We start from the raw sequence: 12,240 nt of genomic DNA, 5'->3' as shown, positions 1-12,240 counted from the left end.
CGCCGCGATGGCGAGATGCGGCCGCGTCGCCGCTTATCCGGCCAGGGCGAGCAGCGCGTCGCGCCGGGCGATCAGTTCGGCAAAGTCGCCCTCGCCCGCCCCGACGCTGGCCATGGCGCGGTCGAGCCGATCGCGCGCCGCCGCGATGATCGGGGGCACGCGCCCGGCGATCTCGACCATTTCGCCCATCCGCGCCCAGCAATCGAGCACCAGGTCGCATCCCGCCGCCAGCGCGCCCGCCGCCTTTTCGCCCGCCGTGCCGGACAAGGCCTTCATGTCGATATCGTCGGTCATCAACAGGCCGTCAAAGCCGATCGCACCCCGGATGATCCGGTCGATCACGACGGGCGACAGGGTCGCGGGGCGCGTCGCATCCCAGGCCTCGAACACGATATGGCTGGTCATCCCCATCGGGGCGTTCGACAGGGTACGGAAGGGCTCGAGATCGACCGCCAGCGCCGCCTCGCTCGCGGTGACGGTGGGGAGCAGATGGTGCGAGTCGACCAAGGCGCGACCATGGCCCGGCATATGCTTGACCACGCCGACCACGCCCGCCGCCGCCAGCCCGTCGAGCATCGCACGCCCCAGCGCCGCGACCTGCATCGGCTCGGCACCATAAGCGCGGCACGCGATCGCCTCGGTCGTGTCGGGTTGCGCCACGTCGAGCAGCGGCGCGCAGTCCACGGTGATCCCCACCTCGCGCAGCATCAGGCCGAGCGCCTGGCCATTGGCGCGCATCGCCTGGATCGCCGACATGGGAGCCGCGTCATAGAGCCTGGCGAAGGCGGGACCGGCCGGAAATGCCGGCCATATGGGCGGCCCCATGCGCGCGACGCGCCCCCCCTCCTGATCGATCAGGATCGCCAGATCGTCGCGCCCCGCCAGTGCACGCAACGAGTCGGTCAGCGCGCGCAACTGGACGCGGTCGACGATGTTGCGCTTGAACAGGATATAACCCGCCGGTTCGACCGAGGCGAAGAACGCCCGCTCGTCGGGGGTCAGCACCGGGCCCGACAGGCCGAAAATGACGGGGATCATGGATGGAAACTCCGACCCTCTGCCCGGTCGCCCAGGCAGGGAGCATGGTCGATCAGCTGGCGACGAAGCAGCTTTCGCCCGCCACGCGCAGGCGACCGCAAATGTCGGCGGCCTGGTTGGCCGAACCGGCGTTCACGCGCAGGCGGTAAAGCGTCTTGCCGTTCGAAGCGACCGGCTGGACCACCTTGGCCAGCGCACCGACATAGGCAAAGCGCTTCGAATAGCGGTCCCAGGCGGCATTGGCCGAGGATTCGCTGGGATAGGCACCCAGCTGCACCATCGCACCGCTGGCATTCGGGGCGGCGGCGGGCGCACGCGCGGCGGTGACGGGCGCGGGAGCGACCAGCTTGCCACCCGATTCGGGCACCTGGGCCACCGCGTTGCGACCGCCACCGGGCTCGCCCGGCTTTTCGACGACGCGGGTGCCGTTCATCGGCGCCTCGGGCACGGCACGCAGGTCGATCGCGCCGGTGCCCCCGGGCTTGCCCGCGCTGGTCGCGATGGCGGTGTTGCCCTCGCCCTTGACCTTCAGCCCGCCCGGATCGGCCGGGCGCACCTTGTAATCGCCTTCGGGCGCGGCAATCACCGCGCCGTCGCCGTCCGCCGCGGCACTGTGCGCCTGCCACTTGTAGAGGCCGAAGCCGATCGCCGCGAGTATCGCGAGGCCCAGGATGACGAGCGCCACGACCTTGCCGATGCCCACCCCCTCGGGTTCGTCGGCCTCGACCGTTTCCAGCCAGGGGAGGCGATCCTCTTTCTGTTGGTCATAGCCCCGCAGGTCCATTTCGTTCGCCATCACTTCATCTCCGAAACCGCTTCGACACCCATGAGCGCCAAACCGTTACGAATGATTTGCCCGATCCCGTCGCTGAGGAAAAGGCGCGCGCGCGTGACCTCGGCATTCTCGGCGATCAGGAAGCGGCGATCGGGGCGATCATTGCCGACATTCCACGCCGCATGGAACGCCGCCGCCAGGTCATAGAGATAGAAGGCGATGCGATGCGGCTCCCGCGCAACCGCCGCCGTTTCCACGATGCGCGGGAACTGCGCCGCCAGCTTCACCAGTGCCAGATCCTCGGCATCGAGCAGTGCCAGATCGGCCGCGCCACCCTGGTCGAGCGTGATCCCCGCCTCGGCCGCGCGCCGCTTCAGCGAGGCGATGCGGGCATGGGCGTACTGAACATAGAAGACGGGATTGTCCTTCGACGCCTCGACCACCTTGGCGAAGTCGAAATCCATCTGCGCGTCCGAGCGGCGAGTCAGCATGGTGAAGCGGACGACGTCCTTGCCCACCTCCCGCACGACATCGGCCAGCGTGACGAAATTGCCCGCCCGCTTCGACATCTTCACCGGCTCGCCACCGCGCAGCAGGCGGACCATCTGGACCAGCTTCACGTCGAACTTGGTCTTGCCGCCGGTTAGCGCCTCGACCGCCGCGACGATCCGCTTGACGGTGCCGGCATGGTCGGCGCCCCAGATGTCGATCAGCTGGTCGGCCGTCTGCGCCTTCTGGTAGTGGTAAGCCAGATCGGCACCGAAATAGGTCCAGGCGCCGTTCGACTTCTTGATCGGGCGGTCCTGGTCGTCGCCGAACTGGCTGGAGCGGAACAGCGGCAGCTCGACCGGCTCCCAATCCTCGGGCGTCTCGCCCTTGGGAGCTTCCAGCACGCCGTCATAGACCAGCCCGCGCGCGCGCAGCTCGGCCTCGGCCGCCTCGGGCTTGCCCGCCGCCTGGAGCTCGGCTTCCGACGAGAACAGGTCGTGATGGATGCCCAGCAGCGCCAGATCCTCGCGGATCATCACCATCATCGCCGCCACCGCGCGGGTGCGGAACAGGACCAGCCATTCGCTCTCGGGCGCGGAGACGTAGCGATCGCCATATTCGGCGGCCAATTCGGCACCGATCGGCTTCAGATACTCACCCGGATACAGGCCCTCGGGGATTTCGATCGTCTCGCCCAGCGCCTCGCGGTAGCGCAGATGCGCCGAGCGGGCGAGGACGTCGACCTGGCCGCCCGCATCGTTGACATAATATTCGCGGATGACCGTGTGCCCCGCAAACTCCAGCAGCGTGGCCAGCGCATCGCCCACCACCGCGCCGCGGCAATGGCCCATGTGCATCGGCCCCGTCGGGTTGGCCGAGACATATTCGATATTGACCGTCACGCCCTGCCCGCGTGCCGAGCGGCCATAATCCGCCCCCGCCTGCGGGATCGCAGCCAGCTCGTCACGCCAGGCCGCGTCGGTCAGGCGCATGTTCAGGAAGCCCGGACCCGCCACCGAAACGCTGTCCACCTCGTCCAGCTTGCCCAGCTCGGCGGCGATCGCCTCGGCCAGCGCGCGGGGGTTCGTGCCCGCAGGCTTGGCCAGCACCATCGCGGCGTTGGTGGCGAGGTCGCCATGGCTGGCGTCACGCGGCGGCTCGACCGTCACGTTGCGGCGATCCAGCCCGCCGGGCAGCGTGCCGGCGGCGACCAGCGTGTCCAGCGCCGCATCGATATGCGCGGCAAAGCGGGTGTAGAGGGTCATCACATCGTCCGATCGGGGTAGCAAAGCGTTGCGCTCTAGCGAAATCGGAGCCGCGCTTCAAATCATGCCTTGGCTCCCGCCCCTGACGATTGCGCAATCTGCATCCTTGGCCAAGCCCTTTGCAGTTGCTGGCCGTGCTGCACTGCAATATAACCGTATACGAAAGTTACAGCGCGATCACAGCGCGAGAGGACCTGATCCGGCTCAACGCAAAAACGCGGGAGTTTCGATCATGCGCAAGACCATCCTGACCCTGGCGGCCATCGCCGCCGCCGCCATTCCGACCATCGGTGCGATCGCCGCCGAGGGCGAGCAGACGTTCGTCCATGAAGGCAGCACCTATGTCTACACCCGTTCGAACGAGAATGGCCGCTCGATCATTCAGGGTCATCGCTATCCGGGCGGCGAGCCGTTCCGCTTCGTGGTCAAGGGCCACCGCGTGACGGGCACGACCGGCACCACCTCGGTTGCCTTCTCGACCGACGAAGCGCGTGGTGCACTGGGTGCGGGCGTCGAAACCAGCGCGCGCTGATCCGACCCCACCCGGTATGGGACGGCCCGCGCATCGGGGGGGATGCGCGGGCCGTTTTCATTTGGGCGGCGTGTGCCGATCAGTTGCGCAGGCTGTCGGGTACGATGCCGCCATTCTCGGCGAGCTTGGCCATTACCGCCTTGTGAAGGGCGATATTCTGCTCGGCCGATCCGTCCTCACCGGCATGGACGTTCAACTCGCCCGCCAGCTCCTTGCGCGCGGCCAGGCTGGAATCCAGGTCCAGCAGCTTGAGCAGGTCAACGATCGAGCTTTGGTAGTTGCCGCCGCCATTCTTCATGGCAGCCATCTCGCTCAGGACCGCGCCGACATCGACGGATTGCGGCGCGGTATCTGCGACGGGTGCGCTCGGCTGGGCGGCCGGTGTCGGCGCGGCTTGCGGTGCGGCCTGCGGCGTGGGGGCGGGCTGGGCCGATGATGGCGCGGGCTTGGCTTCACCATGGTGAAAGATCTTGCCCAAAATATTGCCGAAGATGCTCATTTCGCTCGCTTTCCCTCTAATGTTCGCTCCACCAACGATGCGATGGGCGTTCGGGTCCCATCCATCGCACCGCCGGATCGACGAAACCGGGAACGTCCGGACGACCGGCGCGCTTATGCCTCGTTGCATTTTCTGTCAGGAGTTCAACGACATGACGATCCGAGCGACCATTCTCGCGACCAGCGCCCTTCTTGCGCTCGCAGGCTGCGGCCGAAGCGGCGAGACGAACCAGGCCGCGCCCGCCAACACCATGGCGACCACCGAGGACATGAACGGCATGGCCGCAGCGACGCCGACCCCGGTCGCGCTCAGCGCATCGCAGAGCTTCGCCAATGCCGCAGCGGCCAGCGACACGTTCGAGATCGAAAGCTCGAAGCTGGCGCTGACCAAGGGCGCCTCGGCCTCGGTCAAGAGCTTCGCCCAGAAGATGATCGACGCGCACACCGCCTCGACCGCCAAGCTGAAGACCGCTGCCGGTTCGGCCAGCCCGGCGATCACGCCCGATCCCACGCTGAACGCCGAGCAGCAGCAGCAGCTGGATCAGATGAAGGGCCTGACCGGCACCGCGTTCGACCAGGCCTATATCGCGGCGCAGAATGCCGGGCATCAGCAGACGCTCGACACGCTCAAGGCCTATGCCGCGACGGGCGACGTCGCGTCGCTCAAGACCTTCGCGACCGGCCTGATCCCGACCGTGACCGCGCATCTCAACATGGCGAAGGGCCTGAAGGCCTGATCGCCTAACGACGATCCTGCCGGATCGGTGTCAGAACCCTTCCGGCAGGTCGATCTCGCCCACCATCGCGCGATAGCACCTTACGGCATAGCGATCGGTCATCCCGGCGATGAAATCGGCGATATGCCGACTGCGCGCCGGTTCCGCATCGGGCAGGCGGTCGCGCCATTCCTGGGGCAGGCTGGCCGGATCGGCATGATAGGCCGCGAAGAGGCCCTGCACGATGCCATGCGCGGCATCCGCCGCCGCCAGCTGACGTGGATGATGATAGAGATTGACGTACATGAAGCGTTTCAGGTCGCGCTCCTCGACCCGCATCGCGTCCGAAAAACCCACCAGCGCCCGGCCTGCGGCGCGGACATCGGCGACGTCCCCCACCCCGCTCTCGGTGATCCGCAGCCGCGTTTCGGCGACCAGGTCGTTGACCATCACCCCGATCTGCGAGCGGATCAGCTCGCTCGCCAGCCGCTTGGGGGCGACGTCGGGAAACTCGCGCCGCGCCGCGTCCCAGCCGCGCGCGACCAGCGGGACCGCCAGCAACTGGTCGAGCGTCAGCAATCCGGCGCGCAGGCCATCGTCGATATCATGATTGTCATAGGCGATGTCGTCGGCCAGCGCCGCGACCTGCGCCTCCAGCGAGGCATGGCTGTCCAGATCGAGCGGAAAGCCCGCATCCGCCTCGCGCAGCGCCCAACCCGGATGGCGAACCGGTCCATTATGCTTGGCCAGTCCCTCCAGCGTCTCCCAGCTGAGGTTCAGGCCGTCCCAACGGGGATAGGGCCGCTCGATCTCGGTCAGGGTACGCAGCGTGTGGCCGTTGTGATCAAAACCGCCATGGTCCGACAGCGCGGACTTCAGCGCATCCTCGCCCGCATGGCCGAAGGGCGGATGGCCGATATCATGCGCCAGGCACAGCGCCTCGGTCAGGTCCTCGTTCAGCCCCAGCGTGCGGGCGATCGTGCGACCGATCTGCGCAACCTCCAGGCTGTGGGTCAGGCGGACGCGGAAATGGTCGCCGTCGGGCGCCATGAAGACCTGGGTCTTGTGACGCAGCCGCCGGAAGCTGATCGAGTGGATGATCCGGTCGCGATCACGCTGAAACGCATCGCGCGGGCCGCGCACCACCGCCGACGCCTCGCCGTGCCGACGGCCCCGGCTGTGTTCGGGATAGGATGCCCAGGGGGCGAAACGGCTCACTTGGCGTCGAGCCGGACGACCGACTGGCCCGCCTCGCTGCTGACGGGGAAGGCCGAGACACCCTTCTTGGCCAGCTGATTGACGAAGGCGCGCGCTTCGGCATCCGTCTTGAACGGTCCGGTCAGGACGCGGTGCGTGTTGCGCAGCGGCATCTTATAGCCCTTGTGCGCGGCGAACATCTCGGGTGCCTTCGACTTGGCGGCGTTCCACGCCTTGGGCAAGTCATCCTCGTTCGCGCCGCCCGCCACCTGCACCCAGATGCGCGCCGGATTGGCGCGAGCAAGCTTCTTTTCCTCGGCGGCTTCCTTGGCGGCCAGCGCCTTCTTCTCGGCCTCGGCCTTTTTCGCGGCCGCCGCCTTCTTTTCGGCGGCGAGCTTCGCGGCGGCGGCCTTGCGCTCGGCGGCGGTCGGGGCCTTGGGCTCGCGGGGAGCGGCGGGTTCGACCGTCTCGGCCGCCTTCTCGCGCGCCTCGCGGTCGCGATCGGTCTTGGCGCGGGCTTCGGCCAGGACACGCTGCGGGCCGGAGGCGATCGGCGTTGCTGCCGCGACCGACGTTGGCCGATCGGGGCCCTCGACGCCCAGTTCGGACGCCGGGATCGACAGATTGGCGACGATCCGGGCAAGGATCGAATCCTCGCGGACCGCCCGTGTCGCCGCCAGAGACGGACGCCGTGTCGAACGCGCGGCGCGCGTCAGCGTGCGGGGAGCAACCGGCCCGGCCATCGCCAGCGCGGTCGGCGGCGTGCGCTCGGCCGGTGACGACGCTGGCGCCGTCTGGACGGGGGCGGGAACCGGGTCGGCGGGCGGTAGCGCCTGCACCATCTGTAGCGGTGCGGGTGCGGGCGAGGCGGGCAAAGGCTGCCCCGTCGCCGTCGCCCCGCTGGTCGCCATGGGCCGGGACAGCGGTGCGGGCAGCGGCTGGATCATCGTGGCCGTGCCGTTCGAGGCCATGGCCACCGGTGCGGGCGTCGAGGCCGGGGCCGTTGGCGCGGCGGTAGAGAAGCCCGGCTGCGGCTGCACCGTCCGCATCGGCGATGCGGCCGCCACGACGTTCGCGTTGGTCACGGGGGCAGGCATGGGCGTCGGTGCGACGCTGGCCATCTGCACCGGTGCGGCGGTGACGGGGGCTGGCGTCGGCTGGACTATGCGCGGTGCCGGCGTCGCAGCGGCCAGGGCCACGCGGCGGTCGTCGCGCATCACTTGCCGCCCGGCCCGGCGGCGATCTTCGCGGCTCGTCGGCGCGGTGCCGGGCACCGCAACAGGTGTCGTGGATGCCAATGCCACCGGTGCCTCGGGCGTCAGTGGCGGCAGGTTCGGGGCCAGACGCGCATCGGCAAGCCGCTCGGGCGTGGCGCGTGTCTCACCGAAATGAACCGCAAAGGCGCGGTCGGTGGCGGGCAGCGTCGGCAGGCGCTGGAAAAAGGGTTGCAGCCCCTGCGCAAGCTGCGGCGGCATCATGGTCGCGGCGATCCGCGTCGCCTCGGGCAGGTCGCCACCCATCGCCAGGATAAAGGCGCGCGCACGCCATGCGGCCCGGTCCGTCTTGCGCAACAGCGGGTCGAGCTGCTCGAGCGCCTGGTCCTTGCGCCCCGAAATGCCCAGCGACAGGGCATAGCGCCGCACGATCTCGTCTGTCGGCGCGCTGGCCAGCGCCAACCGGTAATCGCGCTGCGCCCGCCCCTGGTCGCCGACCAGGTCATAGGCCAGGCCGCGGTCGCCCGCGAACTTCGCCGGTGCCAAGCCAGCCGCCTCCGCCTGGGAGAAATAACGCAGCGCTTCGCCCGGCCGTTCGGAGCGGACCAGGATCGACCCCATGCCCGCCTTCACACGCGGATCGCGGGCATCGACTTTCTCGGCCCGCGCCAGCAGCGACGCCGCACCGGACAGATCATCCAGATGCAGCGACAGCTCGGCCGCCTCGACCAGCGCATCGACGTTGCGCGGGTTCTGCGCCACGCGGCGCATCACATCGCCCAGCCGATCGGCATCGGTGGTGCCGGGAAGCGGCTGGACCACCTCTTGCGCAAACAGGGGCATGGGTGCGGCCGCAAGGGCCAGGGCGAGCGCCAGCGAAGCGCGGGAAAGGAATGCGAACGTCATGGGACCAAGCCACATAAAGCGTGTTTCAGCCCGAACGGCAATGGCCCTCGCGCATCGCACGCGCCCGAGTGCTCCGCACGGTCGACCAACAGGGGTTGGTCGGGCGGTGGCGGGGGATTTGGGAAAGGCGGAGCGTCTGCACGTCTTGCATGGTCTGAAATGACAGGACGTAGGATCCGGCAGCGGCCTCAATTCTGCATGAAGACCCCCTCCATTCCCCACCGCCGGGGAATGGCTGGGCCATGATGACATCGTATCGAACCGGGGCGAGCCCCTCCCCTTCAGGGGAGGAGCAGCCCACCTCATGTCATCCCGCTATAAGTACCGACCGCACGCCAAGCGCTCCCCCTCCCGCAGGCGGGAGGGGGTTGGGGGAAGGGCCTGCCACGAGCGACACTGTATGAAGGCGGCCTGTTCACTCCACCGACGGTCGTGAGAAACCGAACGTGGAGACGATATGCAGGCCCCATGGTCGGCACTCTCAAAAATCATAGCGTGCGGCACGCCCCTCCCCCAACCCCTCCCGCCTGCGGGAGGGGGGTTAAGAAGACGGCCTTACCTACGGTTGGGAGGACGCCGTCAGAAAACTGCCCGGGCTCATTTGCCACCGGCACAGAAAAGGGCCCGCGCGATCCCATCGCGCGGGCCCTTTATCTCTCTCGAACCCGGAAAACCGGGCGAGGAATTACTGGTTGTTCTGACGATGCAGGAAACGCGGAATATCCAGCGACGAGTCCGAACCGCCCTGCCCTGCGTCATCGCGGGGCGCGCCGCGTGCGGCGTTGGACATACGCTCGAACAGCGTGCCACCCAGCTTCACGCGCGGCGCGGGCTGTGCCGGAACCTCACCGGCTTCGCTGCCGGGGGCGAGCCAGCGGCGACGCGCTTCCTCGCTGCCGGGCGCGGGCTCGGCCGGAGCGGCGGCGGCCGCGGGCTGGGCCGGAGCGGCGGGGACCATCGTGTCGGCGCCCAGCACCAGCTCGTCCTCGACAACCGGCGCCGCCGGGGCGGGCGCAGGCGCGGGCTTGGCGATCGGGGTGGTGATGGTCGCGTTGACGCTCGGGCTGACCGGCGCGACCGGTGCCGTCACCGGGGCGGCCGAAGCGGCAGGCTGGGCCGGGGCGGCGGGCGCCGCGCTGGCTTGCGGAGCGGGAGCGGCCGGTTCGCTGGGGCGATAGCTCGGCGTGTCGTCGGACTTGCGCGCCATGCCACCCATGCTGAAGCCGCCACGCTGCGCCTCGGTCGGCGACGGCGCGACCTTGACGTCGGCGTCGATGCCGGTCGCCACGACCGACACGCGGATGCGGCCTTCCAGCTCGGGGTTGAACGCCGAGCCCCAGATGATGTTGGCGTCGGGATCGACCAGTTCGCGGATATGGTTCGCCGCCTCGTCGACCTCGAGCAGGCGCATGTCGTCGCCGCCGGTGATCGAGATGATGACGCCCTTGGCCCCCTGCATCGACACGCCGTCGAGCAGCGGGTTGGCGATCGCCTTCTGCGCCGCCTCGATCGCGCGATTGTCGCCGGTGGCCTCACCGGTGCCCATCATCGCCTTGCCCATCTCCTGCATCACCGAGCGGACGTCGGCGAAGTCGAGGTTGATGAGGCCCGGCATGACCATCAGGTCAGTGATGCCGCGCACACCCTGCTGCAGCACCTCGTCCGCCATCGCGAACGCTTCCTTGAAGGTGGTGTTGGCGTTGGCGATCAGGAACAGATTCTGGTTGGGGATGACGATAAGGGTATCGACATATTTCTGCAGCTCTTCGATGCCGCCATCGGCCGACTTGGCGCGACGATTGCCCTCGAAGGCGAAGGGCTTGGTCACGACGCCGACCGTCAGGATGCCCATGTCGCGCGCCGCCTTGGCGATGACCGGGGCCGCACCGGTGCCGGTGCCGCCGCCCATGCCCGCTGCGATGAAGCACATGTGGCTGCCCTCGAGCAGGCGCGACAGGTCCTCGATCGTCTCTTCGGCCGCCGCACGACCGATCTCGGGGCGGCTTCCCGCGCCCAGACCTTGCGTGATCTTCGCACCCAGCTGGATACGCCGCGGCGCGATCGACTGCTTCAATGCCTGCGCGTCGGTATTGGCGACGAGGAAATCCACGCCCTGTACCTCGGCGCGCATCATGTTCGCGATCGCGTTGCCGCCGGCACCGCCGACACCGATCACCGCGATGCGCGGCGTCAGTTCGTCGACCTCGGGTGCGATGAATTCGATGCTCATCCCAATATTACTCCACCGTTCCCGGTCGATACGCTAAGACCGGGCCCCTGAATAAGTGTTAGTGCACCAGTGACCGGCCCGGTGCCAACCCAAATCTGCCTGAGATCGGACAGATTTGCTTAATAATTTGCCTTGGCCGCCTGAATCAGTCGCCGGAACAGGCCCATGCCGCTCGGTCGGTGCACCGTCTGGTTCACCGCCGGGATGCTGCGCAGGTCGATCGGGTCGGTCGCCGCATAGAATGCCAGTCCCGCCAGCGTCGCGAAAGCGGGGCCGCCATGCGCATCGGGCAGCCCGGTCAGCCCGCGCGGCCGCCCGATCCGCACCGACCGACCCAGCGCCTGCTGCGCATAATCGGCGATGCCCTTCAACTCCGCTCCACCGCCGGTCAGCACGACCTGGCGGCCCACCGGCCCCTCGAACTTCAGAAGCTGGAGCGCCTTGCGGATCTCGCCCATCTGATGCTCCAGCCGCTGGCGGATCACGCCGATCAGTTGCGCCTTGGTGATCTGCATCGTGTCGCCGCCATCCTCGGCGGAGATGGGCGTGACCTGCAGCATGTCGTGATTGTCGCGCGGGGACGCGTTGGCGGAGCCGTGGAAGCACTTCATCCGCTCGGCCATCTGCCGCCTTGTGCCGAAGGCAGAGGCCACGTCGTCGGTAATGTCCGCCGCCCCCATCGGCAGCGAGCACAGCCCGACCAGCATCCCGCCTGCGAACAGCGAGACATTGGTGATCCCCGCCCCCATCTCGACCAAGGCGACGCCCAGTTCGCGCTCCTCGTCGGACAGGCAGGCCAGGCCCGTCGCGACCGGTGCGGCGATGATCGACTTGACCTCCAGATGCGCCGAGCGGACGCACAGGTCCAGGTTGCGGACCGGCGAGCCGTCGGCGGCGACGACATGGATATGGACGCCCAACCGGTCGGCATGCAGCCCTAGCGGCTTCTTCACGCCGGTCAGCCCGTCGAGCGTATAGAGCGCGGGCTGCGCGTGCAGCACCATCCGCCCCTGCGGATCGATCGAGTTGCGTCCAGCCGCCAGCAGCGCGTCGATATCGCCCTGTTCAACCCGGTGGCCGCCCAGTTCGAACTCGACCTCGGCGACGTCGGACACCAGGCCTCCGGCCGAAAAGCCGACCCAGACATTCTCGATATTCAGCCCCGCGATCCGCTCGGCCTGCTCGACCGCCTCGCGCACCGCCGCCTCGGTCGCGCCCATGTCGGCGATATAACCGCGCTTGACGCCCCGGCTCTCGCGCTGGCCGGTGCCCAGCACGATCAGCTCGCCGCCATCGCCCTTGCGCACGATCAGCGCGGATACCTTGGACGACCCGATGTCCAGGGCGGTAATCAAGCCTTCGGGCGCAATTTTCGCCATG

10 protein-coding genes are annotated in these 12,240 nt (G+C 68.4%); 2 read left to right on the top strand and 8 right to left on the bottom strand.

Annotated features, from left to right (window positions below; genetic code table 11):
• Positions 1-33: 33 nt before the first annotated feature.
• Genes SOM26_RS06515 through argS form a run of 3 tightly spaced genes read right to left on the bottom strand, consistent with a single transcriptional unit; the run spans position 34 to position 3,567 of the window.
• The gene (locus SOM26_RS06515) at positions 34-1,038 is read right to left on the bottom strand and encodes a glycoside hydrolase family 3 N-terminal domain-containing protein (protein ID WP_320451929.1); all 1,005 of its coding nucleotides are present in this window, start codon (positions 1,036-1,038) and stop codon (positions 34-36) included.
• Positions 1,039-1,090: 52 nt separating this feature from the next.
• Positions 1,091-1,834, bottom strand: coding sequence for an SPOR domain-containing protein (locus tag SOM26_RS06510; protein WP_320451928.1), 744 nt, complete (start codon positions 1,832-1,834; stop codon positions 1,091-1,093).
• Positions 1,834-3,567 carry an arginine--tRNA ligase gene (gene argS / locus SOM26_RS06505; RefSeq protein ID WP_320451927.1) on the bottom strand — a complete coding sequence of 578 codons (1,734 nt, stop codon included), beginning with the start codon at positions 3,565-3,567 and terminating at the stop codon, positions 1,834-1,836. Before argS ends, SOM26_RS06510 begins: the two co-directional genes overlap by 1 nt.
• A 232-nt stretch (positions 3,568-3,799) precedes the next feature.
• Here argS and SOM26_RS06500 point away from each other — a divergent pair, with 232 nt between their 5' ends.
• The gene (locus tag SOM26_RS06500; RefSeq protein WP_320451926.1) at positions 3,800-4,099 is read left to right on the top strand and encodes a hypothetical protein; all 300 of its coding nucleotides are present in this window, start codon (positions 3,800-3,802) and stop codon (positions 4,097-4,099) included.
• Positions 4,100-4,178: 79 nt separating this feature from the next.
• On the opposite strand, the gene SOM26_RS06495 is transcribed toward SOM26_RS06500, so the two are convergent.
• Complete coding sequence (locus SOM26_RS06495) at positions 4,179-4,598, bottom strand: DUF3597 domain-containing protein (RefSeq protein WP_320451925.1); 420 nt, start codon at positions 4,596-4,598, stop codon at positions 4,179-4,181.
• 151 nt (positions 4,599-4,749) lie between these two features.
• On the opposite strand from SOM26_RS06495, the gene SOM26_RS06490 reads away from it, so the two are divergent.
• Positions 4,750-5,334, top strand: coding sequence for a DUF4142 domain-containing protein (locus SOM26_RS06490; RefSeq protein ID WP_320451924.1), 585 nt, complete (start codon positions 4,750-4,752; stop codon positions 5,332-5,334).
• A gap of 30 nt (positions 5,335-5,364) precedes the next feature.
• On the opposite strand, the gene SOM26_RS06485 is transcribed toward SOM26_RS06490, so the two are convergent.
• The 4 genes from SOM26_RS06485 to ftsA form a co-directional block, all read right to left on the bottom strand.
• A complete protein-coding gene (locus tag SOM26_RS06485; RefSeq protein ID WP_320451923.1) occupies positions 5,365-6,531 on the bottom strand; it encodes a deoxyguanosinetriphosphate triphosphohydrolase in 1,167 nt (388 codons plus the stop codon).
• Positions 6,528-8,630: an SPOR domain-containing protein gene (locus SOM26_RS06480; RefSeq protein WP_320451922.1), complete on the bottom strand. Its 2,103-nt coding sequence runs from the start codon at positions 8,628-8,630 to the stop codon at positions 6,528-6,530. The genes SOM26_RS06485 and SOM26_RS06480 overlap by 4 nt, the downstream gene beginning before the upstream one ends.
• A gap of 685 nt (positions 8,631-9,315) precedes the next feature.
• On the bottom strand, positions 9,316-10,860 hold the full coding sequence (gene ftsZ / locus SOM26_RS06475; RefSeq protein WP_320451921.1) for a cell division protein FtsZ: 1,545 nt from the start codon (positions 10,858-10,860) through the stop codon (positions 9,316-9,318).
• 119 nt (positions 10,861-10,979) lie between these two features.
• Entirely contained in the window at positions 10,980-12,239 is a 1,260-nt protein-coding gene (gene ftsA, locus SOM26_RS06470) for a cell division protein FtsA (RefSeq protein ID WP_320451920.1), read from the bottom strand.
• Position 12,240: the final 1 nt, after the last annotated feature.

Source organism: Sphingomonas sp. CFBP8993, from assembly GCF_034044895.1.
GTDB lineage: Bacteria > Pseudomonadota > Alphaproteobacteria > Sphingomonadales > Sphingomonadaceae > Sphingomonas.
Note: the sequence above shows the minus strand (reverse complement) of the source record. Positions and strands in the feature narration are given on the sequence as shown.

Bases quoted from the DNA above. Each gene is read 5' to 3' on its own strand.
- SOM26_RS06500 (WP_320451926.1), top strand. From the start codon at position 3,800: ATGCGCAAGACCATCCTGACCCTGGCGGCCATCGCCGCCGCCGCCATT.
- SOM26_RS06515 (WP_320451929.1), bottom strand. From the start codon at position 1,038: ATGATCCCCGTCATTTTCGGCCTGTCGGGCCCGGTGCTGACCCCCGAC.
- ftsA (WP_320451920.1), bottom strand. From the start codon at position 12,239: ATGGCGAAAATTGCGCCCGAAGGCTTGATTACCGCCCTGGACATCGGG.
- ftsZ (WP_320451921.1), bottom strand. From the start codon at position 10,860: ATGAGCATCGAATTCATCGCACCCGAGGTCGACGAACTGACGCCGCGC.
- SOM26_RS06510 (WP_320451928.1), bottom strand. From the start codon at position 1,834: ATGGCGAACGAAATGGACCTGCGGGGCTATGACCAACAGAAAGAGGAT.
- SOM26_RS06490 (WP_320451924.1), top strand. From the start codon at position 4,750: ATGACGATCCGAGCGACCATTCTCGCGACCAGCGCCCTTCTTGCGCTC.
- argS (WP_320451927.1), bottom strand. From the start codon at position 3,567: ATGACCCTCTACACCCGCTTTGCCGCGCATATCGATGCGGCGCTGGAC.
- SOM26_RS06495 (WP_320451925.1), bottom strand. From the start codon at position 4,598: ATGAGCATCTTCGGCAATATTTTGGGCAAGATCTTTCACCATGGTGAA.
- SOM26_RS06480 (WP_320451922.1), bottom strand. From the start codon at position 8,630: ATGACGTTCGCATTCCTTTCCCGCGCTTCGCTGGCGCTCGCCCTGGCC.